This window comes from Microbispora sp. NPDC088329 (assembly GCF_040685655.1).
In the GTDB taxonomy this organism is placed as follows: domain Bacteria; phylum Actinomycetota; class Actinomycetes; order Streptosporangiales; family Streptosporangiaceae; genus Microbispora.
On the sequence record NZ_JBFBIP010000016.1, the window covers coordinates 74,387 to 99,603 of the forward strand.

The 25,217-nt window shown below is 71.1% G+C and carries 23 protein-coding genes; 12 read left to right on the forward strand and 11 right to left on the reverse strand.

Annotated features, from left to right (window positions below; all coding sequences use genetic code 11):
* Positions 1 to 29 precede the first annotated feature (29 nt).
* The 3 genes from AB0O28_RS26740 to AB0O28_RS26750 are packed head-to-tail and all read left to right on the forward strand — an operon-like array spanning position 30 to position 3,726.
* Positions 30 to 1,367 carry an MFS transporter gene (locus AB0O28_RS26740; RefSeq protein ID WP_363644708.1) on the forward strand — a complete coding sequence of 446 codons (1,338 nt, stop codon included), beginning with the start codon at positions 30 to 32 and terminating at the stop codon, positions 1,365 to 1,367.
* Positions 1,367 to 2,701, forward strand: coding sequence for a 3-hydroxybutyrate oligomer hydrolase family protein (locus AB0O28_RS26745; RefSeq protein ID WP_363644710.1), 1,335 nt, complete (start codon positions 1,367 to 1,369; stop codon positions 2,699 to 2,701). Before AB0O28_RS26740 ends, AB0O28_RS26745 begins: the two co-directional genes overlap by 1 nt.
* On the forward strand, positions 2,698 to 3,726 hold the full coding sequence (locus AB0O28_RS26750; protein WP_363644712.1) for an alpha/beta hydrolase: 1,029 nt from the start codon (positions 2,698 to 2,700) through the stop codon (positions 3,724 to 3,726). The genes AB0O28_RS26745 and AB0O28_RS26750 overlap by 4 nt, the downstream gene beginning before the upstream one ends.
* A 17-nt stretch (positions 3,727 to 3,743) precedes the next feature.
* Here the strand turns inward: AB0O28_RS26750 and AB0O28_RS26755 are convergent, their stop codons facing one another.
* Together AB0O28_RS26755 and AB0O28_RS26760 are read right to left on the reverse strand one after the other, a co-directional pair.
* A complete protein-coding gene (locus tag AB0O28_RS26755) occupies positions 3,744 to 5,717 on the reverse strand; it encodes a glycosyltransferase family 2 protein (protein ID WP_363644714.1) in 1,974 nt (657 codons plus the stop codon).
* A gap of 102 nt (positions 5,718 to 5,819) precedes the next feature.
* Positions 5,820 to 6,527 (reverse strand): lytic transglycosylase domain-containing protein, encoded by a 708-nt coding sequence (locus AB0O28_RS26760; protein ID WP_363644716.1) that lies wholly within the window; start codon positions 6,525 to 6,527, stop codon positions 5,820 to 5,822.
* 252 nt (positions 6,528 to 6,779) lie between these two features.
* Between AB0O28_RS26760 and AB0O28_RS26765 the strand changes: the two genes are divergently transcribed.
* From AB0O28_RS26765 to AB0O28_RS26775, 3 genes are read left to right on the forward strand one after another with little or no spacing between them, the layout of a single operon-like run.
* Positions 6,780 to 7,454, forward strand: a complete 675-nt coding sequence (locus AB0O28_RS26765) for a response regulator transcription factor (RefSeq protein WP_363644718.1) — start codon at positions 6,780 to 6,782, stop codon at positions 7,452 to 7,454.
* The gene (locus tag AB0O28_RS26770) at positions 7,451 to 8,896 is read left to right on the forward strand and encodes a HAMP domain-containing sensor histidine kinase (protein ID WP_363644720.1); all 1,446 of its coding nucleotides are present in this window, start codon (positions 7,451 to 7,453) and stop codon (positions 8,894 to 8,896) included. The genes AB0O28_RS26765 and AB0O28_RS26770 overlap by 4 nt, the downstream gene beginning before the upstream one ends.
* Positions 8,893 to 9,459 (forward strand): hypothetical protein, encoded by a 567-nt coding sequence (locus AB0O28_RS26775; protein WP_363644722.1) that lies wholly within the window; start codon positions 8,893 to 8,895, stop codon positions 9,457 to 9,459. The genes AB0O28_RS26770 and AB0O28_RS26775 overlap by 4 nt, the downstream gene beginning before the upstream one ends.
* A 3-nt stretch (positions 9,460 to 9,462) precedes the next feature.
* On the opposite strand, the gene AB0O28_RS26780 is transcribed toward AB0O28_RS26775, so the two are convergent.
* The 4 genes from AB0O28_RS26780 to AB0O28_RS26795 form a co-directional block, all read right to left on the reverse strand.
* Positions 9,463 to 10,773 (reverse strand): PhoH family protein, encoded by a 1,311-nt coding sequence (locus AB0O28_RS26780; protein WP_363644724.1) that lies wholly within the window; start codon positions 10,771 to 10,773, stop codon positions 9,463 to 9,465.
* Positions 10,774 to 11,022: 249 nt separating this feature from the next.
* A complete protein-coding gene (locus AB0O28_RS26785; protein ID WP_363644726.1) occupies positions 11,023 to 11,784 on the reverse strand; it encodes an isoprenyl transferase in 762 nt (253 codons plus the stop codon).
* Positions 11,785 to 12,079: 295 nt separating this feature from the next.
* Positions 12,080 to 13,870, reverse strand: a complete 1,791-nt coding sequence (locus tag AB0O28_RS26790) for a phosphoenolpyruvate carboxykinase (GTP) (protein ID WP_363644938.1) — start codon at positions 13,868 to 13,870, stop codon at positions 12,080 to 12,082.
* Positions 13,871 to 14,156: 286 nt separating this feature from the next.
* A complete protein-coding gene (locus tag AB0O28_RS26795) occupies positions 14,157 to 14,675 on the reverse strand; it encodes a hypothetical protein (RefSeq protein ID WP_363644728.1) in 519 nt (172 codons plus the stop codon).
* A 166-nt stretch (positions 14,676 to 14,841) separates the two neighbouring features.
* Between AB0O28_RS26795 and AB0O28_RS26800 the strand changes: the two genes are divergently transcribed.
* Positions 14,842 to 15,474, forward strand: a complete 633-nt coding sequence (locus tag AB0O28_RS26800) for a TetR family transcriptional regulator (protein WP_363644730.1) — start codon at positions 14,842 to 14,844, stop codon at positions 15,472 to 15,474.
* Positions 15,475 to 15,493: 19 nt separating this feature from the next.
* On the opposite strand, the gene AB0O28_RS26805 is transcribed toward AB0O28_RS26800, so the two are convergent.
* The 3 genes from AB0O28_RS26805 to AB0O28_RS26815 all read right to left on the reverse strand — a co-directional run bounded on the left by AB0O28_RS26805 (position 15,494) and on the right by AB0O28_RS26815 (position 17,914).
* A complete protein-coding gene (locus AB0O28_RS26805; RefSeq protein ID WP_363644732.1) occupies positions 15,494 to 16,750 on the reverse strand; it encodes a C40 family peptidase in 1,257 nt (418 codons plus the stop codon).
* Positions 16,751 to 16,912: 162 nt separating this feature from the next.
* Positions 16,913 to 17,413 carry a transcription elongation factor GreA gene (greA, locus tag AB0O28_RS26810; RefSeq protein ID WP_363644734.1) on the reverse strand — a complete coding sequence of 167 codons (501 nt, stop codon included), beginning with the start codon at positions 17,411 to 17,413 and terminating at the stop codon, positions 16,913 to 16,915.
* A gap of 75 nt (positions 17,414 to 17,488) precedes the next feature.
* Positions 17,489 to 17,914 carry a DUF4307 domain-containing protein gene (locus AB0O28_RS26815; RefSeq protein WP_363644736.1) on the reverse strand — a complete coding sequence of 142 codons (426 nt, stop codon included), beginning with the start codon at positions 17,912 to 17,914 and terminating at the stop codon, positions 17,489 to 17,491.
* Positions 17,915 to 18,068: 154 nt separating this feature from the next.
* Between AB0O28_RS26815 and mca the strand changes: the two genes are divergently transcribed.
* The 3 genes from mca to AB0O28_RS26830 are packed head-to-tail and all read left to right on the forward strand — an operon-like array spanning position 18,069 to position 19,441.
* Entirely contained in the window at positions 18,069 to 18,950 is an 882-nt protein-coding gene (mca, locus tag AB0O28_RS26820; protein ID WP_363644738.1) for a mycothiol conjugate amidase Mca, read from the forward strand.
* Between the two features lie 9 nt (positions 18,951 to 18,959).
* The gene (locus AB0O28_RS26825; RefSeq protein WP_363644740.1) at positions 18,960 to 19,127 is read left to right on the forward strand and encodes a hypothetical protein; all 168 of its coding nucleotides are present in this window, start codon (positions 18,960 to 18,962) and stop codon (positions 19,125 to 19,127) included.
* Positions 19,124 to 19,441: a GNAT family N-acetyltransferase gene (locus tag AB0O28_RS26830; RefSeq protein WP_363644742.1), complete on the forward strand. Its 318-nt coding sequence runs from the start codon at positions 19,124 to 19,126 to the stop codon at positions 19,439 to 19,441. The genes AB0O28_RS26825 and AB0O28_RS26830 overlap by 4 nt, the downstream gene beginning before the upstream one ends.
* A gap of 7 nt (positions 19,442 to 19,448) precedes the next feature.
* On the opposite strand, the gene AB0O28_RS26835 is transcribed toward AB0O28_RS26830, so the two are convergent.
* Positions 19,449 to 20,612, reverse strand: coding sequence for a hypothetical protein (locus AB0O28_RS26835; RefSeq protein WP_363644744.1), 1,164 nt, complete (start codon positions 20,610 to 20,612; stop codon positions 19,449 to 19,451).
* A 139-nt stretch (positions 20,613 to 20,751) separates the two neighbouring features.
* Between AB0O28_RS26835 and AB0O28_RS26840 the strand changes: the two genes are divergently transcribed.
* Positions 20,752 to 22,749, forward strand: a complete 1,998-nt coding sequence (locus AB0O28_RS26840; RefSeq protein ID WP_363644746.1) for a thioredoxin domain-containing protein — start codon at positions 20,752 to 20,754, stop codon at positions 22,747 to 22,749.
* Between the two features lie 16 nt (positions 22,750 to 22,765).
* Here the strand turns inward: AB0O28_RS26840 and AB0O28_RS26845 are convergent, their stop codons facing one another.
* Complete coding sequence (locus AB0O28_RS26845) at positions 22,766 to 23,662, reverse strand: LysR substrate-binding domain-containing protein (RefSeq protein ID WP_363644748.1); 897 nt, start codon at positions 23,660 to 23,662, stop codon at positions 22,766 to 22,768.
* 223 nt (positions 23,663 to 23,885) lie between these two features.
* On the opposite strand from AB0O28_RS26845, the gene AB0O28_RS26850 reads away from it, so the two are divergent.
* Complete coding sequence (locus tag AB0O28_RS26850) at positions 23,886 to 25,190, forward strand: FAD-binding oxidoreductase (protein WP_363644750.1); 1,305 nt, start codon at positions 23,886 to 23,888, stop codon at positions 25,188 to 25,190.
* Positions 25,191 to 25,217 lie beyond the last annotated feature (27 nt).

The window sequence follows — 25,217 nt, forward strand, 5'->3', positions numbered from 1 at the left end:
TGGCGGAACCCCCCATCGGAGGAGTTCCCATGGCAAACACCCCACCTGCCCGGATCGGCAAGGTCGTCGGGGCCAGCCTGATCGGCACCACGATCGAGTGGTACGACTTCTTCCTGTACGGCTCGGCCGCCGCCCTGGTCTTCAACAAGCTGTTCTTCCCCACCGAGGACGAGCTGACCGGCACCCTGCTGGCGTTCCTCACCTACGCCGTCGGCTTCGTCGCCCGGCCCCTCGGCGGGCTGATCTTCGGCCACTACGGCGACCGGCTCGGCCGCAAACGACTGCTCGTGATCAGCCTGCTCATGATGGGCGGATCGACGTTCCTGATCGGCCTCCTGCCGACGTACGCCGCCCTCGGCGCCGGCGCGCCCCTGCTGCTGACCGCGCTCCGCCTGGTGCAGGGCTTCGCGCTCGGCGGCGAGTGGGGTGGCGCGGTGCTGCTGGTCTCCGAGCACGGCGACCCCCGCAACCGCGGGTTCTGGGCGTCCTGGCCGCAGGCCGGCGCTCCCGGTGGCAACCTGATCGCCACCGGTGTGCTGGCGCTGCTGGCCGCGGTGCAGCCCGACGACGCGTTCCTCGCCTGGGGCTGGCGGATCGCGTTCCTGCTGTCCGGCGTGCTCGTGCTGATCGGCCTGTGGATCAGGCTGACGGTCGCCGAGTCGCCGGTGTTCCAGGAGGCGCTGGAGCGGCGGGAGCCCGCGCCGAAGACCCCCATCGTGGGCGTCCTGCGCCACCACTGGCGCGATGTCCTGGTGGCGATGGGCGCCCGGATGGGCGAGAACGTCTCCTACTACGTGATCACCGCGTTCGTCCTCGTGTACGGCACGACGGCCGCGGGTCTGCCCAAGGGCACCGTGCTCAACGCCGTGCTGATCGGCTCGGCGGTCCACTTCGTCACGATCCCGCTGTGGGGCGCGCTGTCGGACCGGCTCGGCCGCAGGCCGGTCTACCTTCTCGGCGCGGCGGGCGTCGGCCTGTGGGCCTTCGCGTTCTTCCCGCTGATCGACACCAGGAACTTCGCCCTGGTCACCGTGGCCGTGACGGTCGGCCTGCTGCTGCACGGCGCGATGTACGGCCCGCAGGCGGCGTTCTTCTCCGAGCTGTTCGCCACTCGCATGCGTTACTCGGGCGTGTCGATCGGCTACCAGCTCGCCTCGATCGCGGCCGGCGGCGTCGCCCCGCTGATCGCGGTCGCCCTGCTCGACGCGTACGGCTCGAGCGTGCCGGTCTCCGTCTACGTGGTGGCGGCGGCGATCCTCACGATGATCGCGGTGATCGCCTCCAGGGAGACCCGCGACCGCGACCTGTCCGCCGTCGAACCGGCCCCGGGCGCCGCCCGCACCGCCGCGATCGTGAAGGAGGCCTGATGCGCAGGCGTTTCGGTGTCCTGGCCGCCCTGGCGGTGGCCCTCCCCCTGGCCGCGGCGCTCCCCGCCCAGGCCGCCGCCTGCCCGCAGGTGCGAGTCCCGGGAGCGGAGAAGCAGGTGATCGCCTGCCTCGGCGACCTCACCACGAAGGGCACGTCGGCCTCCGGGCACACCGACCAGTCGGACTGGTCGGGTCTCAGCTCCCCCGGCGCCGTCAACCCGAGCGGCGTGCCGGGCGTGCAGATCGACGGCTACTTCCCCGACACCTCCACCGGCGACACCAACCACGGCTGGAACCACGACTCCCAGTTCGTCATCCGCCTGCCCGAACGGTGGAACGGCGGCCTCGTCGTCGCCGGGTCGCCCGGCAACCGGGAGACGTACGCCAACGACTTCACGATCTCCGACTGGGCGCTGGCCAAGGGCTACGCGTACGCCGCGACCGACAAGGGCAACACCGGCGTCGACTTCTACCGGGACGGCGTACGTCCCGGGGACGCGGTGGCCGAGTGGAACCACCGGGTGAGCGAGCTCGCGGCCGCCGCCAAGGCCGTCGTCCGGCAGCGGTACGGCAGGCCGGCCCGCACGACGATCGCGGCCGGCCAGTCGAACGGCGGCTACCTGGTCCGCTGGCAGCTCGAGAACCGCCCCGACCTGTTCGACGGCGGCGTCGACTGGGAGGGCACGCTGTTCACCGCCGAAGGACCCAACCTGCTGACGTTCCTGCCGAAGGCGCTGCGCGCGTACGCGAAGGGCGACGCGGCCGGGGTCGCGGCGGCGGGCTTCGCCCCCGAGTCCGACTTCCTGTGGCCGTTCCACTACCAGTACTACTGGGACTTCACCCAGCGCGTCTTCCGTGAGGAGTTCGACCCGGCCTACGATGGCGACACCGAGGCGGGCACGCCGTTCTGCGCCTCCGGCACGCCCGGCTGCGACACCGATTACGACTACGCCTCCAGGCCCGCCTCCGTGAAGCAGGCGATGGCGCGGGTGAGCCTCACCGGGAAGATCAAGCGGCCACTGGTCATCGTGCACGGCACTCTGGACGCGTTGCTGCCGATCCGCGAGGATTCCGACGTATACGCCAGGATGATCGCCGACCGGCACCGCGACCGGCTGCTGCGCTACTACCGCGTCGAGGACGGCACCCACGTCGACAGCCTCTACCCGGCCTTCCCCGACCGCCTGCGGCCCTTGCTGCCCTGCTTCCGCAGCGCGTTCACCGCGCTGGAGACGTGGCTCGGCAGGGGCACGCCACCGCCTCCGAGCGCCACCCTGCCTCGCCCGGCCACGGGCGACCTCGAAAACACCTGCACACTGGGAGCGACACCATGACCCTGCCCATATCGGCCGAGCGCGTCGGCACGCCCCGCCTGACCCTCAACGTCCTGTCGGTGCCCGGCTCGTCGGGTGATCCGGTGCTGTTCGTGCACGGCAACGTCTCCTCCAGCGCGTTCTGGCGCCCGACGATGACCGCGGTCGCCGCGGCGGGCTTCCGGCCGTACGCCGTCGACCTGCGCGGCTTCGGCGACTCCGACCCCGAACCGGTGGACGCGAGCCGGGGTGTGCGCGACTACTCCGACGACGTGCTGGCCCTGCTCGACGTGCTGGGCCCGGCGCACCTGGTGGGCTGGAGCCTCGGCGGCGGGGTGGTCATGCAGGCCATGCGCGACAGGCCCACGGCGGTCCTGACCGCGACGCTGGTCAACCCCGTCTCGCCGTACGGCTTCGGCGGCACCGTCGGCCCGGACGGGGTGCTCACGAGCCCCGACGGCGTCGGCTCCGGCGGCGGCGCGGCCAACCCCGACTTCGTGGCGGCTCTGCGGGCGGGCGACCGGTCGGCCGACTCGCCCGTCTCGCCCCGGAACGTGCTGCGCGCCACGTACGTCGCCCCCGGCACGGACCTGGGCGAGGAGGAGGACGCGTACGTGGAGTCGATGCTGTCCACCCGGATCGGCGACGACCACTACCCGGGCGACTCCCTTCCCTCGGACGCCTGGCCGAACATCGCCCCGGGCAAGCGCGGCGTGCTCAACACGATCGCGCCGACCAACTTCAGGATCGACGACCTGCACGAGATCGACCCGAAGCCGCCCATCCTGTGGATCAGGGGCGACCAGGACGTGATCGTCTCGGACGGCTCGCTGTTCGACCTCGCTCACCTGGGTGCGATCGGCGCCGTACCCGGCTGGGACGGCACCCCCGCCCAGCCCATGGTGACCCAGACGCGGGCCGCCCTAGAGCGCTACGGCGCCTACCGTGAGGTGGTCATCGAGGGCGCAGGCCACGGGCCGCAGATCGACAGGCCCGAGGAGTTCCGCGCCGCCCTGCTCGCCCACCTCCCCACCCCCGCCGCGTGATCCTGTCGTTTACATGATCACGGCGTGAGCGAGGAGTGGCGGGGGGTGAGCGTCCCCCGCAGCCGGACGGCGATGCGCCGCAGCAGTGAGGGGGCCTGCGGCGAAACCGCGGCGGGCAGGACGGACACCTGCCCGCCGCGGCGCACCGCCAGCCCGAACAGCAGATCCACGTCCTTCTGCTCGACGCGCAGCGCGGGCCGCCAGGCCCCCGGACCGAGGCAGTCGTCCCCGCCGATCCGGCTCACCGGCACCCGCGCGACGAGCTGCCCGGCCACCCGGCCGGGGATGCCCGGCTCGACCAGCGCGGGCACGACCATGCTGCGCCCGCGTCCGTCCTGCTCGCGCAGCACCAGCTCGGTGGGCGGCCCGCCGCTCGGCGGCACGTACGGCACGGGCACGACGACGAAGACGTGCCCCTCCTGCCTGGCCACCGTGGCCCGGGACGAGACCAGCGCGATCGACTCGGGGAACGACTTCGGCTCCACGCAGACGCCCAGCTCGCCCCGCTCCGACCAGCACGGCACGACGAGCCGCCTCGGCTCACCGGCGAGCGCGCCCGCGCAGCTCATCGGCAGGGCGGGACGGGCCACCCGGGTGCGGCCCGCCTGCACGCCCCGCATGCGCACGTGGATCTCCCACAGCCCGGCGGGCAGCGGCCGCCCGAGAGCCGCCGCACCGGCGTCGAGCCGGGCCTGCCCCGTCACCCAGACGCGTACCTGGTCTCCGAGGCCGGCCCGCCCGACCGAGCAGGTGACCGGCAGGGAGTGGACCACTCCGGTCTCCGCATGGCGCACGCAGACCTCCACGCGGGCCCGGCGCACCGCGTCGGTCACGTCGGCGCCCTCGTCGTCGAGCAGGCCGTCGAGCAGGCCGTCGACCCCGGGCGGCGGGGTCCACAGGAGCCGGTCGTCCCGCTGCCGCAGCCACAGCGGGCCGCCGCCCGCCCGCAGGATCTCCACGCTCAGATCGAGCGACAGCACGCCCTGGTCCCAGCGCAGCTCGCGCAGCTCGGCGCTGAGCCTGGTGCCCCGTGACGCCTCGGCGAGGGCGATCAGCGCGTCGAGCCGGTCCTGGCGCAGCAGTGCCGTACGGGCGCGCAGATGCGCGGGCAGGTGGACGTCGAGCGCGGCGGGAAAGCGGTCGAGAGTGAAGCGGCGCAGGAAGGAGAACAGGACCATCCGCTCGTCCGGCCCGGCCGCGAGGAACCGCGCGCCCGACAGGCGACGCAGCCCGAGCGTCCGATACCAGTGGGCGTGGATGCGTTCCCGCTGCGGACCCGGCTCGGTGTGGGCGTCCACCACGTCGAAGATCGCGTTGAGGCCGTCGAAGAGCGCCTCCGCGTCCGGCACCTCCTCCTCGGCCGTCCCCCGCGGTGCCGGGCCCAGGTGGCAGCAGATCTGGTCGGCCAGTACGGCGATCACCTTCGCGGCCAGGTACGCCCTGGTCACGAAGACCTGCTCGGACAACGGCCGGTCGGCGAAGCGGAGCTGACAGGTCTCCAGGAAGTCGCGGCTGAACAGCTTGTGCGCCGTCGGCAGCGCGAGGAGGTGATCGCGCAGCACGTCGGCCCGGTCACGGTCACGGGCGAAGGCGGCCGGCGGCGGATTCCTGTCGGCGAGCCTGCCGACCAGCACGTCGGCGTCGGTCTCCACCGCCCTGTCGTACATGCGCTCCAGGGCGTACGGCTCCAGCCTGTCGTACTGGCCGAGGAGGTAGACGTACTCGCCGCGCGCGACCGACAGGCCGACGTTGCGCCCGCGGGCGGGCGAGCCGCTGTGGTCGAGGTGCAGGACCCGCACGTTGTCGCGCTGCCCGGCGATCGCGTCGAGCCGCCTGCGGGTCCCGTCCGTCGACCCGTCGTCCGCGAAGACGACCTCGTACTCTTCCGGCGGCAGCGACTGCTCCAGCACCGAGCGCACACACGCGCCGAAGGCGTCGTCCGACAGCCCGGGGTTGGACACGGGCATAACCACGCTGACCTTCACACCCATGAGGCCAAGGGTGCAGTGCGACCCCCGCCGTACGCGCGGGCTTGCCGAAAGGTCGAGAAACCCTGACCAGAGTTTCGCGGACCGGTTCGCGGACGGGGAGACTCAGTACCAGCCGGTGGCCTGGGAGTGCGCCCAGGCGCCGCAGGGGGTCTTGTAGCGGCCGGCGATGTAGCCGAGACCCCACTTGATCTGCGTGGCGGGGTTGGTCTGCCAGTCGGAGCCCGCGCTCGCCATCTTGCTGCCGGGCAGCGACTGGGGAATCCCGTAGGCGCCGCTGTAGCGGTTCATGGCCCGCTCGTTCCAGTGGCTCTCCTTGTCCCAGAGCTTCTCCAGGCAGCCCCACTCGCCGCCCCAGCCGCGTGCCTCGGCCAGCTGCTTGCCGAGCGCCTTGTTGCTGCCGGGGTCGGGGCTGGAGCCAGGCGGGAAGTTGGCCTCGGGGAAGCCGCCGTCGGCGGGAGCCTTCTCCACGATCTCGACCGGGTCGAGAACCCTCTTCCGGTCGCGGGCCTTCTCAAGCCTGTCCTTGCGCAGCGCCTGGACGGCGTTCTCCTTGAGGATGTCGGCCTCGGGGTCGGGCGCGTCCGGGTCGAGGGCGAGGAAGCTGTCCGGCGCCAGCTCCTTCTTGGGCGCGCTGTTGTTCTCGATCGAGGTGCGGACCAGCCAGGTCCCCCCGCCCGCGACCACGGCAACGGTGACGGCGAGGACGGCGATGCGCTTGGGGCTCAGCCAGCCTGAACCGGACCGGCCGTCTCCTCCCCGCCGGGACCGGGGGGCGCGGGGGCGATCCTTCAACTGCTGACCAGAGCTCACGGCTTATGAGCTTGCCCTGTGTTGGGGGGTGCTCCGCAACCGAATCGTGGTACCTGTTTGGTGACGTCTTGACCCCACCGCCGATCACATGGACTTTCCCGCGCGATGTGATTTTCGTCACACTTGACGGCCCTGCGGACGGGCCGCGGCTCCCGCAACCAGCGTGCTCCCACTTCTTGACAACGGGATGCGCGCCAGGTCACAGGACTGTGACAAATAGGGGAATTGGGTGGTCCGCACCATAATGACCGGGTGGCAGGCATCCTCCTGGTCGAAGACGACCCCTCGGTCCGTGCCGGACTCGAGCTCGCGCTCACCCGGCAGGGCCACTCGGTGACCGCGTACGCCACGGGCGAGGAGGCCCTCGAACACGTGCGCTCCCGGCGCCCGGAGATCGCGATCCTCGACGTCATGCTGCCGGGCATCGACGGAGTGGAGGTGTGCCGCCGCATCCGCAGGCTCGACCCGCTGCCGATCATCCTGCTCACCGCCAGGGGCGACGACCTCGACGTGGTGGTGGGGCTGGAGGCCGGCGCGGACGACTACGTCGTCAAGCCGGTCGAGCCGCGGGTGCTCGACGCCCGAATCCGCGCCATCCTTCGCCGCCTGGAGTCGGCCTCGCCCGACCGGCTCACCTTCGGCGACCTCGTGATCGACCGCGGCGCCCTCAAGGTGAGCCTCGCGGGCAAGGAGATCCACCTCACCCCGACCGAGCTGCGCCTGCTGCTCGAACTGGTCCGCCACCCCGGCCAGGTGCTCAACCGCCGCTACCTCCTGCGCGCCGTCTGGGACCACACGCATGTGGCCGACTCCCGGTTGGTCGACGCGTGCGTGCAGCGCATCCGCGCCAAGATCGAGCCGGTGCCCGCCGACCCCGTCTACATCCACACCGTCCGCGGCTTCGGGTACCGCTTCAGCCCGCCATGACCTGGGTGCCCACCGGGTTGCGGGCACGGCTGGTGATCACCTTCCTGCTGGTGGCGGTCACCGCGTCCGCCATGGTCGCGGGCCTGGGATACCAGATCATCCGCCGGGGGCTCCTGGAGCGCGCGGAGCGGGGGGCGATCGCCGACGTGCGCGAGACGCTTTCCAGGATCACGCTGCCGATCGGCGCGGGCGACGTCGTCTGGCCGAGCGACGCCACCATCACCGAGGAGGACCTCGGCGGCGTGGTGCAGGCGCTGGAGGCGCCGGAGCGGACCGTCATCGTGACCTACGGCGACCGGCGGCGCTCCAGCGCCGGGGCCAGGTTCACCATGACCGACGTGCCCGACCAGCTCCGCTGGCAGGCGGCCCGGCGGCTGGTCCACCAGACGGTGCTGCTCAGGGACCATCCGTGGCTGATCGTCGCCACGCAGATCCAGCGGGCCACCCGCGACGGCGTGCTGCGCCCGACGGGCCTGACGACCTACGTCTTCGTGCCGCTGTCGGGGGAGGACGCCGTGCTGTCCCGCCTCAAGGCCGCCCTCGCGCAGGCCGGGGGCATCACGCTCGTCCTGGCGCTGACCCTGGCCCTGCTGTCGGCCCGGAGGGTGCTGCTGCCCGTACGGCGGCTCGGCGCGGCCGCCCGCGCCCTCGGCGCCGGCGAGCTGCAGGTCCGCCTCCCCGTACGGGGCAGGGACGAGCTGGCGGAGCTGACCGCGACCTTCAACGAGACGGCGGCCGCGCTGGAGGGCACGGTCTCCGAACTGCGAACCCTGGAGTCGATGTCGCGGAGGTTCGTCGCGGACGTCTCCCACGAGCTGCGCACGCCGCTGACCGCGATGACCGCGGTGACGGACATGCTGTCGGAGGACGCCGACGACCTGCCGGACGACGCCGGGGAGGCCGTGCGGATCGTCGTTCGCGAGATCAACAGGCTGCGGGTGCTGGTCGAGCACCTCATCGAGATCAGCAGGTTCGACGCGGGAGCCGCCACGCTCCGCCGGGAGACGGTCGACGTGGGCGACGCGCTGGCCGACTGCCTGGAGGTGCGGGGCTGGGCCGACCGGGTGAAGCTCACCGTGCCCGTCGGGCTCACGTTCTCCCTGGACGTCCGGAGGTTCGACGTGATCGTGGCCAACCTCGTGGGCAACGCGCTCAACCACGGCGCGCCTCCCGTCCTGGTGGGCGCGCGGGTGGCCGTCGGCGGCGAGAGGCACGGAGGGCTCGAGGTGACGGTGCGCGACCACGGCGGCGGCATCCCCGACGACGTCCTCCCCCACGTCTTCGACCGCTTCTACAAGGTGGGCACCGACCGCGCCAGGAGCGCGGGCAGCGGCCTCGGCCTGGCCATCGCCAAGGCCAACGCCGAACTGCACGGCGGCTCGATCACGGCCGAGCGGCGCGAGCCCGGCACCCTCTTCTGTGTGTGGATCCCGAAACCGTGAGCAGGGAACGGATCAAGCGCGCGGTCGCGGCCCTGCTCGCGGTGCTGCTCGCGGGGCTGCTCACGACGACGGCCTGCGGGGTCGCGCCGACCGGGGTGGTCGACGCCGGTCCCGCGCCGGTCATCAGCGGCACCCCCACCCTCGTCACGATCTATCTGCTGCGGAACGGCCGGCTGCAGCCCACCCGGGTCGCGGCGCGCTCGCCGCACGTCAACGACGCGCTGGACGCCCTGTTCGCGGCCAGCGGGCGGTCGTCGAACCGGCTGTCCACCGCGCTGACCGGGCTCACGCTGGCCCAGGTGCAGCTCGTCAGGTACACCCCGGACGCGGGCAGCCGCAACGACCCCGACAACACCCTCAGCCTGCGCGTACGGCTGTTCGTGAGTGGTTGGAAGATCACCAGGACCGCGATGGCCCAGATCACCTGTACGGCGCGGCTGCGCCCGGAGATCTGGGCCGTGGAGATCGCTCACGCGACTCCCGACAGGAACGGCCCCCTGAAGGTCCACACCTGCCGGGAGTTCTGGGATCTGGCCCCCAAGGACGGCCATCTCCCTCCGTAACCGTCAGAGCGTGATGTTCTCCAGCATCTCGGTCACCAGGGCGGCGATCGGCGACCGCTCGGACCTGGTCAGCGTGATGTGGGCGAACAGCGGGTGGCCCTTGAGCTTCTCCACCACGGCGACGACGCCGTCGTGCCGGCCCACCCGCAGGTTGTCGCGCTGGGCGATGTCGTGGGTGAGCACCACCCGCGAGTTGGCCCCGATGCGCGACAGCACCGTCAGCAGCACGCCGCGCTCCAGCGACTGCGCCTCATCCACGATCACGAACGCGTCGTGCAGGGACCGGCCGCGGATGTGGGTCAGCGGCAGGACCTCCAGCATGCCCCGGTCGATGACCTCCTCGATGACCTCGGGGGAGGTCACCGCGCCGAGCGTGTCGTAGACCGCCTGGGCCCACGGGCCCATCTTGTCGTTCTCGGTGCCGGGCAGATAACCGAGCTCCTGGCCGCCCACGGCGTACAGCGGGCGGAAAACGATGATCTTGCGGTGCTGGCGGCGCTCCAGCACCGCCTCCAGCCCCGCGCACAGCGCGAGCGCGGACTTGCCGGTGCCCGCGCGGCCGCCCATGGAGACGATGCCGACGTCGGGGTCCATCAGCAGGTCGAGCGCGATGCGCTGCTCGGCGGAACGGCCGTGCAGCCCGAAGACCTCCCGATCGCCCCTGACCAGCCGCACCGACTTGTCCGGCAGGACGCGGCCGAGCGCCGAGCCGCGGCTGGAAAGCAGCCGCAGGCCCGTGTGGCACGGCAGGTCGCGTGCCTCGTCGATGTCGGCCGTGCCGGACTCGAAGAGCGCGCCCATCTCCTCCGTGGTGACCTGGAGCTCCGCCATCCCGGTCCAGCCGGACTCGACCACCATGCCGGCGCGGTACTCCTCCGCGCTGAGGCCGATGGACGCCGCCTTGACCCGCATCGGAAGGTCCTTCGACACCAGCACCACGTCCTTGCCCTCCGCCGCCAGGTTCTGCGCGACGGTGAGGATGCGGGTGTCGTTGTCGCCCAGCCGGAAGCCGGCCGGGAGGCAGGACGGATCACTATGGTTCAGCTCGACCCGGATGGTCCCGTCGCCGATCGGCATGGGCTCATCCAGCCGTCCGTACCGCACTCTGAGGTCATCGAGGAAGCGCAGGGCCTCCCGGGCGAAGTAGCCGAGCTCGGGGTGGTGGCGCTTGGCCTCCAGTTCCGTGATGACGACGATCGGGACGACGACCTCGTGCTCGGCGAAGCGGCTCAGCGCCGCCGGGTCGGCGAGCAGGACGGACGTGTCCAGAACGTAGGTGCGGGATGTGGACGGGTTGCTCGAGGACACTGCCACGCGTTCTCCCCCGGGCGCCTGAGGTGGGCGCCCTGCCTTGACTGGTGGTGAACGGACCGGGCCCGTGACCTCCTGCGAAGGCCGACCGGGGCTCCGGCCCTCCTCGCATGGTGGTCGCGCAAGGACGGGCCCTCTCCCGAGGTGGTGGCCGCCGATCTCCTCGACGGCCGCTCAGCTACCACGTTACGTAACGAATCTCCCCAGCCCAATAGGTTTACGCTGGCTAAAAGATGCTGGTCACGTACCGTCTCAGGAGCCGTACCGACGGTGTCGTGCGGCGTACGAGCGGAGCGCCCGCAGGAAGTCGACTCTGCGGAAGTCGGGCCAGTAGGCCTCGCAGAAGTAGAACTCGGAGTGGGCGCTCTGCCAGAGCAGGAATCCGGAGAGTCGCTGCTCTCCCGAGGTCCGGATGACGAGATCCGGATCGGGCAGGCCGCGCGTGTAGAGATGCTCCGCGATGTGCTCGACGTCGAGGACCTCGACGAGGTCCTCGATGCTCGCGCCCTTGCTGGCATGCTCCTGGAGGAGGGAGCGCACCGCATCAGCGATCTCACGCCTTCCTCCATACCCAACGGCAACGTTCACAATCAGGCCCGGACGATGCGATGTGGTTTCTTTTGCGTGTTTGAGGACACGTGCCGTGTGATCGGGCAGAAGGTCGAGCGAGCCCATGGGGTTCATGTGCCATCCCTGGTCCACGAGATCCTGCACGAGGTTCTCGATCACCTGGAGCAGCGGCTCGAGCTCGGCCTTGTCCCTGGCGAGGTTGTCGGTGGAAAGCAGCCACAGCGTGACGTACTCGACCCCGGCCTCGCGGCACCACACCAGCAGCTCGGAGATCTTGTCGGCGCCCTTCTGGTGGCCCCGGCTGACGTCCCGCAGCCCCATGGCCCGGGCCCACCTGCGGTTGCCGTCAACGATGACGCCGACGTGGCGGGGAATCTGGTCGGCGGACAGCTTCCGTTCGAGCCTGCGCTCATACAGCTTGTACACGAGATCGCGCATGCTCATGCCACCTCCCCGCCCGAGGAGTCCGGCCGGGCCGGGCACGCGCGGGCCGGCACTTCGCGCGACGCGCCGTGTTCGTCGAATCGCTCGCTGCGCTCGCTCATGCGACCCTCTTCCTCGCTGCGGTGGGGCTCGATCATCAATTATCGCGGGCGCAACGGCATGCCCTGCCCTTCTTCTGGTTCCCCGGGGGCCGGTCCGGGACACGATCCGGGGCACGGCCGGGCACCCCCCACCGGCGACGGCCCGCGCCCCGTGGTTTCGTCCGCGGCGAGCGGGCGCGGGCCGTACGCGTGGATCAGCCGAGCCGCCGGACGAGGGCGCGGTACTCGTCCCACAGCTCCTCCGGCATGTGGTCGCCGAAGGTCTCGAAGTGGGGCGGGATCAGCGCCGCCTCCTCACGCCACACCTCGGGGTCGACGCTGAGCAGCAACTCCAGGTCCTCGGGCGTGATGTCGAGGCCCTCGGTGTCGAGCGTGGCCGGCAGGTTCCCGATCGCCGTCGGCACGGCGTCGGCCACGCCGTTCAGCCGGTCGACGATCCACTTGAGCACCCGGCTGTTCTCGCCGAAGCCCGGCCACACGAAGCGGCCGTTCGCGTCCTTGCGGAACCAGTTCACGTAGTAGATCTTCGGCAGCTTCTCCGGGTCGGTCATCGTGCCGATCTCGATCCAGTGCGCGAAGTAGTCGCCCATGTTGTAGCCGCAGAACGGCAGCATCGCGAACGGGTCGCGGCGCAGCTCGCCGACCTTGCCCTCGGCGGCCGCGGTCTTCTCCGAGGCCACGTTGGCGCCCAGGAAGACGCCGTGCTGCCAGCTCAGCGACTCGGTCACCAGCGGTACGGCGGTCGCCCTGCGCCCGCCGAACAGGATGGCCGAGATCGGCACCCCGGCCGGGTCCTGCCACTCGGGGGCGATCGTCGGGCACTGCTCGGCCGGAGTGGTGAACCGGGCGTTCGGATGGGCGGCGGGCTCGCCGGACTCCGGCGTCCAGTCGCGGCCCTTCCAGTCGGTGAGGTGCGCGGGCGGCTCGTCGGTGAGGCCCTCCCACCACACGTCCCCGTCGTCGGTCAGCGCGACGTTGGTGAAGATGCTGTTGCCCCACAGCGTCTCGATCGCGTTGGCGTTCGTGGTCTGGCCGGTCCCTGGCGCCACCCCGAAGAAGCCGGCCTCCGGGTTGATCGCGTACAGCCGGCCGTCCGGGCCGAAGCGCATCCAGGCGATGTCGTCGCCGATCGTCTCGACCTTCCAGCCCGGGATCGTGGGCCGGAGCATGGCGAGGTTGGTCTTGCCGCACGCCGACGGGAAGGCCGCGGCGATGTAGCGCGCCTCGCCCTGCGGCGGCGTCAGCTTGAGGATCAGCATGTGCTCGGCCAGCCAGCCCTCGTCGCGGGCCATCGCGCCGGCGATCCTCAGCGCGTAGCACTTCTTGCCCAGCAGCGCGTTGCCGCCGTAGCCCGAGCCGTACGACCAGATCTCGCGGGTCTCGGGGAAGTGGCTGATGTACTTGGTCCGGTTGCACGGCCACGGCACGTCGGCCTGGCCGGGCTCCAGCGGCGCCCCCACCGAATGCACCGCTTTGACGAAGTCGTTGCGCTCCTCGATCAGGCGCAGCGCCTGATCGCCCATCCTGGTCATGATCCGCATGGAGACCACGACGTACGGCGAGTCGGTGATCTCGACGCCGAGCTGCGAGATGTTCCCGCCCAGGGGGCCCATGCAGAACGGCACGACGTACATCGTCCGGCCGCGCATGCAGCCCTTGAACAAGGTGGCGAACGTCCGGCGCATCTCGTCGGGCGCGATCCAGTTGTTGGTGGGCCCGGCGTCCTCCTCGCGCTCGGAGCAGATGAACGTGCGGTCCTCCACGCGGGCGACGTCGCTCGGGTCCGAGGCCGCGTAGAAGCTGTTGGGACGCTTGACGAGCCGCTTGAAAGTGCCCTGCTCGACCAGAAGGTTCGTCAGGCGCGTCCATTCGGCCTCGGAGCCGTCGCACCATTCGATCCGGTCCGGCTGGGTCAGCTCCGCGATCCGGCTCACCCAGTCCGCCAGATCGCTGTGAGTGGTGGGAGTCGGTACCTCTACTGAAATGGACACGGGGGCGGCTCCTTAATCTCTCAGGGCCAGAGCATCATCGGCGGAGAATGGCCTCCGAAGCCAATTGGAGTAGACCACCGAGTTTCCACTCCGCTAAATCGGCGCCATTCTCAACATCACGACCCCCGACGACATCAGCGCAGGCAGTGGTCGTGATGTCGTGGGACCTTACCCAGTCCAGCCCTGTTGGAAAAACGTCCTTATCCCCCTTACCCACCTCGCCCGTGTTACACATTGGTTTAGGCCAGTTCGAATGGTCCAGACCATTCCGCGAATTGGTTCAGTCCAATCCGCCGGGCCCTTCCGCCCTGACCCGGTCCACGTGCTGGAGGGCATCGCGCAGGTCAGCGAGCCAACTGTCGGTGTGTTTGCCGACGAGCCGGACGCACCAGGCCAGCGCGTCGCTGCGGCTGCGCGCGACACCCGCGGCCACCAGGGTGTCGAGGACCTGTCGTTCCGGCTGACGCAACCGGGTCATGACCGGAACGGAAAGAGTGGTGAACATCACGGCCTCGCCGCCCACGACGACGCCCCAGGAGACCTTGCGGCGGAAGCGGTGCTCGGCCTCCCTGGCGATGTCGATCCTGCGCTCGCGGGTCTCCTCGCGGAACCGCTCGACGTACCCCTCGATCGCCGCCGCGCGCTCCAGCTCGGGGAGCCCTTCGGCCGCCGAAAGCGACGGCAGCGTGCCGAGCACGGTGATCTCTTCGCGGTCCACGACGACCTTGGGGGTTTCGGCGAACCAGTTCTCCGGCAGCCGCCCGGCGAACCAGGCACTCAACTGTTCGTCTGCATTCATGTAATCAACATTACAGCGCACGGCGCGTCGGTGGTCGCGACGTACGCGGGCGGCATCGGCGCCCTGATCACGACCCGCGGAGCCGTGTCGGTGCCGGCCGCCGTCCTGGTGGGGGCCTTCCTACCGGGGAGTACGGCCAGGGGCGGAAAGACGGCAGAATCGGGGCATGAGCTCACCACAGCGCGCTGACCGGACCTCGTACCCCTCCGACCGCGCTGTCACGAGCCTGCGCGAGCGCAAGAAGGCCAAGACCCGCAGGACCATCCAGGAGGAGGCCATGCGGTTGTTCGCCGAGCAGGGGTACGACGCCACGACGGTCGAGCAGATCGCGGAGGCGGCCGAGGTCTCCCCCAGCACGTTCTTCCGCTACTTCCCCACAAAAGAGGACGTGGTCACCCAGGACGACTACGACCCGATCCTCCTGGAGGCGATCAAGGCCCAGCCGGCGGATCTGCCCCCGCTGACCGCGCTGCGCGCCGCGTTCCGCTCCGCTCTCGAGTCGATGGGGGCCGAGGAGCTCGACCGGATGCTGGCGAGGACCAAGCTGTCCGCCTCCGTGCCCGCCCTGCGGGCGCGGACCGTGGAGGGGCTGTACGCCACGATCGACGTGCTCGCGGGCGCGGTGGCCGAGCGGGCGGGCCGCGACCCCCGCAGTCCCGCCGTACGGACGCTCGTCGGCGCGGTGATGGGGATCATGCTCCCGGCACTGTTCACCTGGGTGGAGCAGGACGGCAGGACGCCGCTGCCCGTGCTGCTCGACGAGGCCCTCGGCTACCTGGAGGCCGGGCTGCCGATCTGACGGCGTCCGGCCACCCGGGTCAGCGGACGCGGGCGGAGATCTGCGGACTGACCCGGACGACCCCGGCGAGGTTCTTGGTGTAGACGTTGGCGATCTTCACGACGTCGCCGGTGTGCGGGGCGTGCAGCATCTTCCCGTTGCCCCAGTAGATGGCGACGTGCGAGATGTATCCGGGGTTGGTCGGATCGTTGCGCCAGAACAGCAGGTCGCCCGGCTGCGCCTGGGACAGCGGCACCTGCGGACCGGTGACCCACTGCTGGTACGTCACGCGCGGCATCTTCACACCCGCCTGCGCGTACGCCCACTGCACGAGCCCGGAGCAGTCGAAGCTGTCCGGCCCCTCGGCGCCCCACACGTACGGCCGGCCGAGCTTGCCGACGGCCGCCGTGAGCGCGACCTTGAGCTGCTCCGCGGACATGAACGCGGTCTGCGGCCACACCGTGCGTCCCTTGGGCGTCACGACCACCGGGTTGATCGTGGCGACCTGGCTGCCCTTGGGCAGGATCTTCAGCAGTCTGAGGCGGAGCTTGCGGGAGTCGACCTTCGGGGCGCTCACGACCAGGGCGTTGCCCTCCGGGATGCCGAGCGCCGCCGCCGTCCCCTTCGAGACGATCGCCGCGATCGAGCCCATGCCCACGGTGGCGTACGCGCCGATGCGCAGCTGCCTGCCACCGCTCTTGACCTGCGAACCGAGCTGGACGCCGCCGTCGTGGCCGAGCTCGAACGACACCGCCATGTCGCCGGCGGCGATGTTGTGCCACAACCCGTCCGAGGAGGCGGTCACCTTCGGTGTGTACGAACGGAAGGTGGACGGGTCGACACCCATCGTCGGCACCCGTTTGCCGTCCACGACCACATCGGCCGCGCCGGTCACCTCGGCCGCCGTCACGCCCTTCTCCCGGCGCACCTTCTCCACCACCTCCGGCGGGAGGGGGCGGTTGGCCACCACGAACAGGTGCGGGCGGATCAGCCGCTCCAGCGGGGCCACCGGCTGCTGCGTCACGGTCTGGGCGGCCGGGGCCTGGCGCCCCGGCGTCGGGGACGGGCCGTCGCGGAACTGCCGTGCCGCCGCCACGTAGCCGTTGCCCACGCGCCGCTCGGACAGGGCCGTGACCACGCCCGAAGTGGCGGATTGCGACCTGAGCTCGCCGAGCACGAACACGTCGATCGTCAGCACGGCGACGAGCGCCGCGGCGATGAGGGGAACGGTCCTGCGCAGGCGCCCCGGACGGGGCAGGCGGGGCCGGTAGGCGAGATCCTGGCGAGCCTCGGACACGGCTCTCGCGAGCCTTCCGCCGGAACCGGTGGATGGCCGCGCTCGGCGTTCGAGCACGATCTCACCCCTCCCGCGGCGATGTGGTCCGGTCCACGACGAGATTGCCGCACAGCCGGGAATACCGCAAACGACTGCGGAATTCCCGGCCGGGGCGAAAAGGGACTAGTTGCCGACGTACGGCACGGCTTCGAGGATCTCGACGGCGTTCTGCCTGCCGTTCGGCAGGGTGTACGTCGCCTTCTCCCCGACCTTCTTGCCGTTGATCGCGGACCCGAGGGGAGACTTCGGCGAGTAGACGTCGATGGGCGCGCCGCTCTCCTCACGGGAGGCCAGCAGGAAGGTGACCTCCTCGTCGTCGCCGTCGAAGCGGACCGTCACGGTCATGCCGGGACCCACGACGCCCTCGGCGCGGGGAGCCTCGCCGACCCTGGCGTTGTCCAGGATCTGCCGGAGGTGGAAGATGCGGGCCTCCATCTTGCCCTGCTCGTCCTTGGCGGCGTGGTAGCCGCCGTTCTCCCTGAGGTCACCCTCTTCCCGGGCGGCTTCGATTTTCTTGGCGATGTCCGTGCGACCCGGGCCCGAAAGGTACTCGTACTCCTCCTTGAGGCGGTCGTACGCCTCTTGCGTCAGCCAGGTGACGTTGTCGTTCTGGGAGACGGCCACGGGCTCTCCTTGTTTCCGTAAGTGACTCGGAAGGCTGTCAAGATAACGCCTTCGAACGCTTCCCCAAAGATTCCACTATACGAGATCGCAGTAGTCGACATGCACCGCTGTGGCCTGGGCGCTCGTCCTCAGCCGTTCGGTGAACTCCAGGTCCGACCGCCCCCTGGGAATGTCGACCTCGCGGCTGCCGACCTCGAGGTGCTTGGTGTCGAGCGCCTGGATCCGGCACATCGCCGCCCGGTCGGCCGGCTTGTGCACGGTGAAGGTGATCTGGGCGGAGTCCGCGGCGCTCGCGTCGAAGGTGATCACGTCCGCGCTCACGGACGGATTGCCGTTGGCCCGGAGCATGACGTAGCCCCATCCACCCGCGATCACCGCCACGATCAGCGCCATCACGATGTACGGCACCAGCCTGGCGGGCCGTGCGGTGCGGGGCGCGAAGTCGTCCGGCGTGCCGAGCACCGGGCGTGTCCCCCGGCCGCCGGCCTCATCGGTGGGCATCGCGGAATCTCCCTGAGGATTGTCGGTGTTGTGCGAGACGATCGTTCCGCACAGATTCGACCGTGGCCGCGACGCGGGCCATACCGGGTTCGGAACACACGGTCATTAAGAAGCTAACCTCTTTTCGTAGCCAGAGGACACCGTGAGGAGAGCCGTGAGTGCACCGTTGAGGCTGATGGCCGTGCACGCGCACCCAGACGACGAGTCGAGCAAGGGTGCCGCCACGATGGCCCGCTACGTCGCGGAGGGCGCGGAGGTGCTCGTCGTCACATGTACGGGCGGTGAACGCGGCTCGATCCTCAACCCGAAGATGGACCGGCCCGACATCCTGGAGAACATCGGGGAGGTGCGCCGCCAGGAGATGGAGAAGGCGCGCGAGATCCTCGGCGTCCAGCAGCGGTTCCTCGGCTTCGTCGACTCCGGGCTGCCGGAGGACGAGAACGAGCCGCTGCCCGAGGGCTGCTTCGCGCTGCAGCCGCTCGAGGTGGCCTCGGCGCCGCTCGTCGCCGCCGTCCGGGAGTTCCGTCCGCACGTGATCCTCACGTACGACGACAACGGCGGCTATCCGCACCCGGACCACATCATGACCAACCGGGTGTCGATCGAGGCGTTCGAGGCGGCGGGCGACCCCGACCGCTACCCCGGGACGGGCGAGCCGTGGCAGCCGTTGAAGCTCTACTACCACATGGGTTTCACGCGGGAGCGGTTCGAGGCGCTGCACAACGTGATGACCGAGCGCGGCATGGGCTCGCCGTACGCCGACTGGATCGCGCGGTGGGAGGACCGGCCGCAGAAGTGGGAGGTCACCACCAAGGTCCCGTGCGCGGACTACTTCGAGGTCCGCGACCTCGCCCTGCTCGCGCACGCCACCCAGGTGGACCCCGACGGGTTCTGGTTCGTCTGCCCGCGTGAGCTCCAGGAGGAGATCTGGCCGACCGAGGACTACCACCTCGCTCGGTCGCTCGTGGACACCACGCTGCCGGAGGACGACCTGTTCGCGGGGATCCACGCCGAGGTCACCCCTGCCTGCTCGTAAGCTGGGGGCGTGGATGCAAGCAGCTATGGGCCCGGCCTCCTGGGCTTCCTCGTCGTCGCCGCGATCGGGCTGGCTCTGTTCTTCCTGCTGAAGAACATGAACAAGCAGATCAAGAAGATCCAGGTGCCGCACGACGGCCGCGAGGACGAACGGCGCGGCAACGGGCCCGAGGCGTGAACACGGCCGTCCAGGTCGACGACAACGCCGCCGCTTCGCGTTACGAGATCACGCTCGACGGCGTGGTCGTCGGGTTCGCGCAGTACCGGCTGCGGGGCGGCGCCATGGTCTTCACGCACACCGAGGTGCGCGACGAGTTCGAGGGCCGGGGCCTGGGCAGCAGGCTGGTGCGAGCGGCCCTCGACGGCGCGCGGGCTGCGGGCCTGCGGATCGTCCCGCTGTGTTCGTTCGTGGCCTGGTATGTGCAGAAGCATCCCGAATACCGCGACCTGGTCGACGACGACTACCGCGACCTGACCGACACCGCCGGGTGAGACCCGTTCAGTCGGGCAGCGCGGGGCCGGACGACCAGGCTCGCTCCAGCGCCTTGGGCAGCCCCCACCAGCCCAGCGGGGTCAGCACCTCGGCCCGGTCCACGATGCCGAGGTGCGCCCACAGCGGCGTGACCGCCGTGAACAGCATCTCCGTCGCCTCCAGGTCCTCAGGCTCGTCCGGGTCCACGTCGATGTCCTCGGAGTCGGCGATGAACCGGGCGATCCGCTCGGGCGAGGCGAGCACCCCGGGGCCGTACCGGACCAGAGCGATCACCGACGCGAGCCAGTCGGCGTGGTGGATGGCGCACAACGAGGCCAGTATCGAGTCCTCGTGGCTGAGCTCGCCCTCCATGTCGAAGAACCGGGCGGCGTCCTCCTCGTCGGGAAGGTCGGAGATCGGCGCGACGATCCCGGCGGCGACGGTGAGCCACAGGTCCTCGTCGCCTTCGGGCAGCTCGCCGTGCTCCAGCCCGGCGCAGGCGCGCAGCACGTTGCCCGGGTAGCCGGGACGGGTCAGCGTCACACGCAGCCGCCGGGCCGCCGAGCGGAGATCGGCCGCCGGAAAAGGCGGCTCGGGCAGGTCGTCGAGCAGCCGCCGCAGCTCACCCAGCGCGTACGCCTCCTCCTCGTCCCAGGCGGCGTACAGCTCCTGGTCCTGCTCGTCGTTGACCACGACGTTGGGCACCCGGCCGTCCGGCAACGGGGTGCCGAGCCAGCGCTCCTGGAGCTCCTCGTAGGCGTGCCGGGCGTCGGGGTCCCCTGCGGCCAGCGCGTCCGCGTCGATCTCCCCGGCCGCCAGCCGCTCCTCCAGGAACTCGACCAGCCGCTCGTACATCTCGGTGGCCACCGGGCCGCGCTCGCTCTCCTCCGGCCACAGGAAGTAGCTCCGGGTGAGCATGATCGGCTCGGTCCCGCTCGACTCCAGCCAGCGCTGCACGTCGCCGACCGTCGCGACGCCCGACTCGATGCTCATCAGCACGGCCTTGGCCGACTCCCAGAACGCGGGCGACAGCGGGTTGCCCGCCGCGAGCAGCTGCCGCCGCAGGTCGGGAAGGGCGACCAGGGCCTGCCCGGACGGAACGGCCAGCAGCACCCGTGCGACGTCGCGCCGCGTCATGGCGGCCGCGGGACGTCCCGAGTGCCTGACAGCGAAGTCCAGATTCAAGCCCACGTCCTGTGAGCCTACGCCGGGACGCGCCGGAACACATCCCCGCCGTCCCCCGCGCGCCCCTCCCCACGCCGGCCGGGGCGGCTGCGCCGGGGGTCCTTACCCGCATCGTCCTTTTCTGACGGTGTGAGAGGCTGGTTTCATGAACCGGCTGGGCGGCGAGACCTCTCCCTACCTCCTGCAACACGCGGACAACCCGGTGGACTGGTTCCCCTGGGGCGAGGACGCGTTCGCGGAGGCGCGCAGGCGTGACGTCCCCCTGCTGATCAGCGTGGGGTATTCGGCATGCCACTGGTGTCATGTCATGGCACACGAGTCGTTCGAGGACGAGGCCACCGCGAAGCTGATGAACGAACTGTTCGTCAACGTCAAGGTGGACCGCGAGGAACGGCCCGACGTGGACGCCGTCTACATGGGCGCGGTCCAGGCGATGACCGGGCAGGGCGGCTGGCCGATGACCGTCTTCGCCACGCCGGGCGGAGATCCGTTCTACGCCGGCACCTACTTCCCCCGGCCGCACTTCCAGCGGTTGCTGCACGCCGTCTCGCAGGCCTGGCGACAGGACCGGGAGGGCGTCCTGGCCCAGGGAGAGAAGGTGGTGGAGGCGCTCGCGGAGCGCACCGGGGCGCCGTCGGGCCCGTTGCCCACCGCCGAGACCCTCGACCTTGCCGTACGGAACCTCGCGGAGAGCTTCGACGAGCGGCGGGGCGGGTTCGGCGGGGCCCCGAAGTTCCCCCCGTCCATGGCTCTGGAGTTCCTGCTGCGGCACGGCACCCGGGAGGCCGTCGCCATGGCGGAGACGACCATGGAGGCGATGGCCAGGGGCGGCATGTACGACCAGCTCGGCGGGGGTTTCGCCCGCTACTCGGTCGACGCCGACTGGATCGTGCCGCACTTCGAGAAGATGCTCTACGACAACGCGCTGCTGCTGCGGGTCTACGCCCACTGGTGGCGCGCGTCCGGCTCGGTCCTGGCCAGGCGCGTGGTCCTGGAGACCGCCGAATGGCTGCTGCGGGAGATGCGCACGCCCGAGGGCGCCTTCGCCTCGGCCCTCGACGCCGACAGCGAGGGGCCGGACGGCACCCACGGTGAGGGCCTGTTCTACGTCTGGACCCCGGAACAGCTGCGCGAGGTCCTCGGAGAGGACGACGCCGCCTGGGCCACCTCGGTGTTCGAGGTGACCGGCACGTTCGAGCACGGCATGTCGGTGCTGCAGCTTCTCGCCGACCCCGACGATCCGGCCCGGTTCGATCGGGTCCGTACGGCCCTGCGCGCCGCGCGGGAGCAGCGGCCACGGCCCGGGCGGGACGACAAGATCGTGGCCTCCTGGAACGGGCTCGCGATCGCCGCCCTGGCCGAGGTGGGCGCGCTGTTCGACCGGCCCGATTTGATCGACGCCGCACGCGAGACGGCCGTGCTGCTCGACGACCTGCACACGGTGAGCCGCGGCCCGGCCCGGCTGCTGCGCACCTCCCGCGACGGCCGGGCGGGGGCCAACGCCGGCATGTTGGAGGACTACGCCAACACCGCCGAGGGCTTCCTCGCCCTCTACGGCGTCACCGGCGAGAGCCGGTGGTTCCACCGCGCCGCAGACCTGCTGGAGACCGTGCTGACCCGCTTCCCCGACGGATCGGGGGGCTTCTACGACGCCCCCGACGACGGCGAGAGGCTGTTCCAGCGGCCCCAGGACCCGACCGACAACGCGACGCCGTCGGGTCAGTTCACGGCGGCGGGAGCGTTGCTGTCGTACGCCGCGCTCACCGGTTCGGCCCGGCACCGGGAGGCGGCCGAGGCGGCGCTGGGCACGGTCTCCGCGCTGGCGGGGCGGTACGCCCGGTTCGCCGGATGGGGCCTCGCGGTGGCGGAGGCGGCGCTGCGCGGCCCGGCCGAGGTGGCGATCGTCGGCCCGGCCGACGACGCCCGCACGCGCGCGCTGCATCGTGCGGCCCTCATGTCCGGCACGCCGGGGCTGGTCGTCGCGCTGGGCACGGGACGATCCGGCACCGTCCCGGCGGACGTGCCGCTGCTGGAGGGGCGGGGCATGGTCGACGGTTCGCCGGCCGCCTACGTGTGCCGGAGGTTCACCTGCCGGGCGCCGGTCACCACCCCCGCCGAGCTTCGCGCCGAGCTCGCCCGGTAGCGGCGGCGGGCCGTCCTCAGGTGCGGCCGCCGACCAGATCGCTCGCGGCCCGGACGAAATCGCGGACGCGTGCGGTGCGGTTGTCCGTTCGCCACAGCGGGCCCCAACGCAGCGGCGGGGCGTCGCTGAACGGGATGTAGGCGACGTCGGGACGGGCGTAATAGCGCTTGGCCTGCGCGCCGACAGGGAAGACTCCTCGGCCGGCGCCGATGAGGGTGAGCATCTCGTTGAACGTGGCGGCCGAGGGGCCCGGTTCGATCACCCGGCCGGAGGGCGTGGTGCGCGGGGTCCGATCGCCTCGCAGGGAATCGGGGAGCGTGCCGGGGAGCTGGAGCAGGGGCACCCTGGCCAGGTCCTCCAGGGAGACCGACTCCCGGCGGGCGAACGGATGCCCGGACGGCACCGCGAGCATGCGCGCCTCCGACGCCAGGACCGGCCCGGTGGCGATGCCGGGCTCCTCGATGGGGAAGGTGCCCAGCGCGACGTCGACCTCGCCGGCGCGCAGCCAGGGCATGAGATCGACCATCTGCGCCTCCCGGAGCTGAACGTCGCAACCGGGCTCGCGCCGCCGCAGGAGTTCGGCCGCCCCGACGAGCAGTTGCCCGGCCGCGGCGCCGACGAAGGCGACGCGCAGGGTGCCGACGATGCCGCGGCCCTCGGCGACGGCCTGCTCGAACGCCGAGGTGATCCGGCGCCAGGCGGGCCGCACCTCCTCGTGCAGCCTGCGTCCCAGCGGGGTCAGCTCCACGCGGCGGCTGGTGCGGGCGAACAGCGGGACGCCGACGCGGCGTTCCAGCTTGGCGATTGTCTGGCTGATCCGGGCTGTGGACACCCGCAGGCGTTCGGCGGTGCGGCCGAAGTGCAGCTCCTCGGCGAGGGTGAGGAACGCCTCCAGCTCGTGCCGTTCCAGCATGACACCCCAATCGTTAACTCAGGCTTCACGATCATTGCACAGGACCGCGTTGATCGGCTTTCCGCTCCGCCCGAGAGTGGGACACGTTCCGCAATCTCTCTCATCTGCGACGGGATCAGCCGATGCCGCATGCGCATCCACAACGCCTGGTACACGGGCGATCAGACGGCCTTCTTCGGCCCCGCGGAAGCCTGCTGACCTGCCTCACAGAAAGAAAATGATCATGAATGCTTTGGACACCCTGCGCTCCGTCGTACGCGGCCGGGTCTGGCTGGCCGGCGATCCCGGCTTCGACGCCTCCCGCCGTCCGTGGAACCTGGCCGTCGAACAACCGGTCGCGGCCGTGGTGGAGGCCGCCGACGCCGACGACGTCGCCGCGCTGGTCCGGCACGCCCGCGCCGCCGGGTTGACCGTCGCCACTCAGCCGAACGGGCACGGCGCGACCGGCCGCACCGACGGCTCCGTCCTGTTGCGGACCCGGCCGCTGGACTCCGTGGAGATCGATCCGGCCGCCCGGCGCGCCCGCGTCGGAGCCGGCGTCTCCTCGGGCCGGCTGCAGGCCGCCGCCGCGCCGTACGGCCTGACCGGCCTGCCGGGCAGCTCTCCGGTCGTCAGCGTCACCGGCGTCGCCCTCGGTGGCGGGCTCAGCTGGTTCGGCCGCAAACACGGCTGGGTCGCCGACAACGTCACGGCCTTCGACATCGTCGACGCCGAGGGACGACGGCGGCGCGTCACCCCCGGCGCCGACCCCGACCTGTTTTGGGCCCTGCGCGGCGGAGGCGGCGACTTCGCGATCGTCACCGCCCTGGAGCTGTCCCTCCACCCCGCCCCACGACTGTACGGCGGGCGGGTGCTGTGGCCGGCCGGGCACGCGCCCGACGTGATGGACGCCTACCGGCGGATCACCGCCACCGCCCCCGCGGAGTTGACGCTCTGGCTGGACCTGCTGCACTTCCCGGGCGCCGACCCCATGGTCGCCGTCGACGTCACCTACCTCGGCGAGACGTCCGAGGCTCGCGACCTGCTGGCTCCCCTGGACCGCCTTCCCCGGCCGCTGTCGGACACCCGGCGGATCATGCCGGTCTCCGAGATCGGCGGCATCACCGCCGAGCCCACCGATCCCGGCGCCGGCCTCTCACGCGCCGAACTGCTGACCGGACTGGACGACACGACGGCCAAGACCCTGCTCGCCGATCCGATCGCTCCGCTGATGAGCGTGCAGATCCGCCATCTGGGCGGCGCGTTCACCCGCCCGTCCGACAGCCCGCACGGACCGCTGGCCGAGCCGTATGCGCTCTACCTGTTCGGCGTCCCGGCCGACCCGGCGACGGCCGAGGCGATCACGGTCAGGCAGCGCGCGCTCACCGAGGCCCTCCCCGTCAGCGGGCGTAAACCCTTCACCTTCCTCAACCCCCGCGAGAGCGTGGCCGACGCCTTCACCCCCGCCGTGCTGGATCGCCTCCGTGACGTCAAGCGCCGCCACGACCCCCACGGCGTCTTCCGCGGCAACTTCCCGGTCCTCGCCTGAACGTCACGCTCGCGTGTGAGGCGTCCG

What these genes read in the sequence shown, in the direction of transcription:
- AB0O28_RS26840 (WP_363644746.1), top strand. Translation starts at nt 20,752, where the DNA reads ATGAACCGGCTGGGCGGCGAGACCTCTCCCTACCTCCTGCAACACGCG.
- AB0O28_RS26850 (WP_363644750.1), top strand. Translation starts at nt 23,886, where the DNA reads ATGAATGCTTTGGACACCCTGCGCTCCGTCGTACGCGGCCGGGTCTGG.
- AB0O28_RS26815 (WP_363644736.1), bottom strand. Translation starts at nt 17,914, where the DNA reads ATGCCCACCGATGAGGCCGGCGGCCGGGGGACACGCCCGGTGCTCGGC.
- AB0O28_RS26750 (WP_363644712.1), top strand. Translation starts at nt 2,698, where the DNA reads ATGACCCTGCCCATATCGGCCGAGCGCGTCGGCACGCCCCGCCTGACC.
- AB0O28_RS26740 (WP_363644708.1), top strand. Translation starts at nt 30, where the DNA reads ATGGCAAACACCCCACCTGCCCGGATCGGCAAGGTCGTCGGGGCCAGC.
- AB0O28_RS26845 (WP_363644748.1), bottom strand. Translation starts at nt 23,662, where the DNA reads ATGCTGGAACGGCACGAGCTGGAGGCGTTCCTCACCCTCGCCGAGGAG.
- AB0O28_RS26785 (WP_363644726.1), bottom strand. Translation starts at nt 11,784, where the DNA reads ATGAGCATGCGCGATCTCGTGTACAAGCTGTATGAGCGCAGGCTCGAA.
- AB0O28_RS26745 (WP_363644710.1), top strand. Translation starts at nt 1,367, where the DNA reads ATGCGCAGGCGTTTCGGTGTCCTGGCCGCCCTGGCGGTGGCCCTCCCC.
- AB0O28_RS26795 (WP_363644728.1), bottom strand. Translation starts at nt 14,675, where the DNA reads ATGAATGCAGACGAACAGTTGAGTGCCTGGTTCGCCGGGCGGCTGCCG.
- AB0O28_RS26755 (WP_363644714.1), bottom strand. Translation starts at nt 5,717, where the DNA reads ATGGGTGTGAAGGTCAGCGTGGTTATGCCCGTGTCCAACCCCGGGCTG.
- AB0O28_RS26770 (WP_363644720.1), top strand. Translation starts at nt 7,451, where the DNA reads ATGACCTGGGTGCCCACCGGGTTGCGGGCACGGCTGGTGATCACCTTC.
- AB0O28_RS26800 (WP_363644730.1), top strand. Translation starts at nt 14,842, where the DNA reads ATGAGCTCACCACAGCGCGCTGACCGGACCTCGTACCCCTCCGACCGC.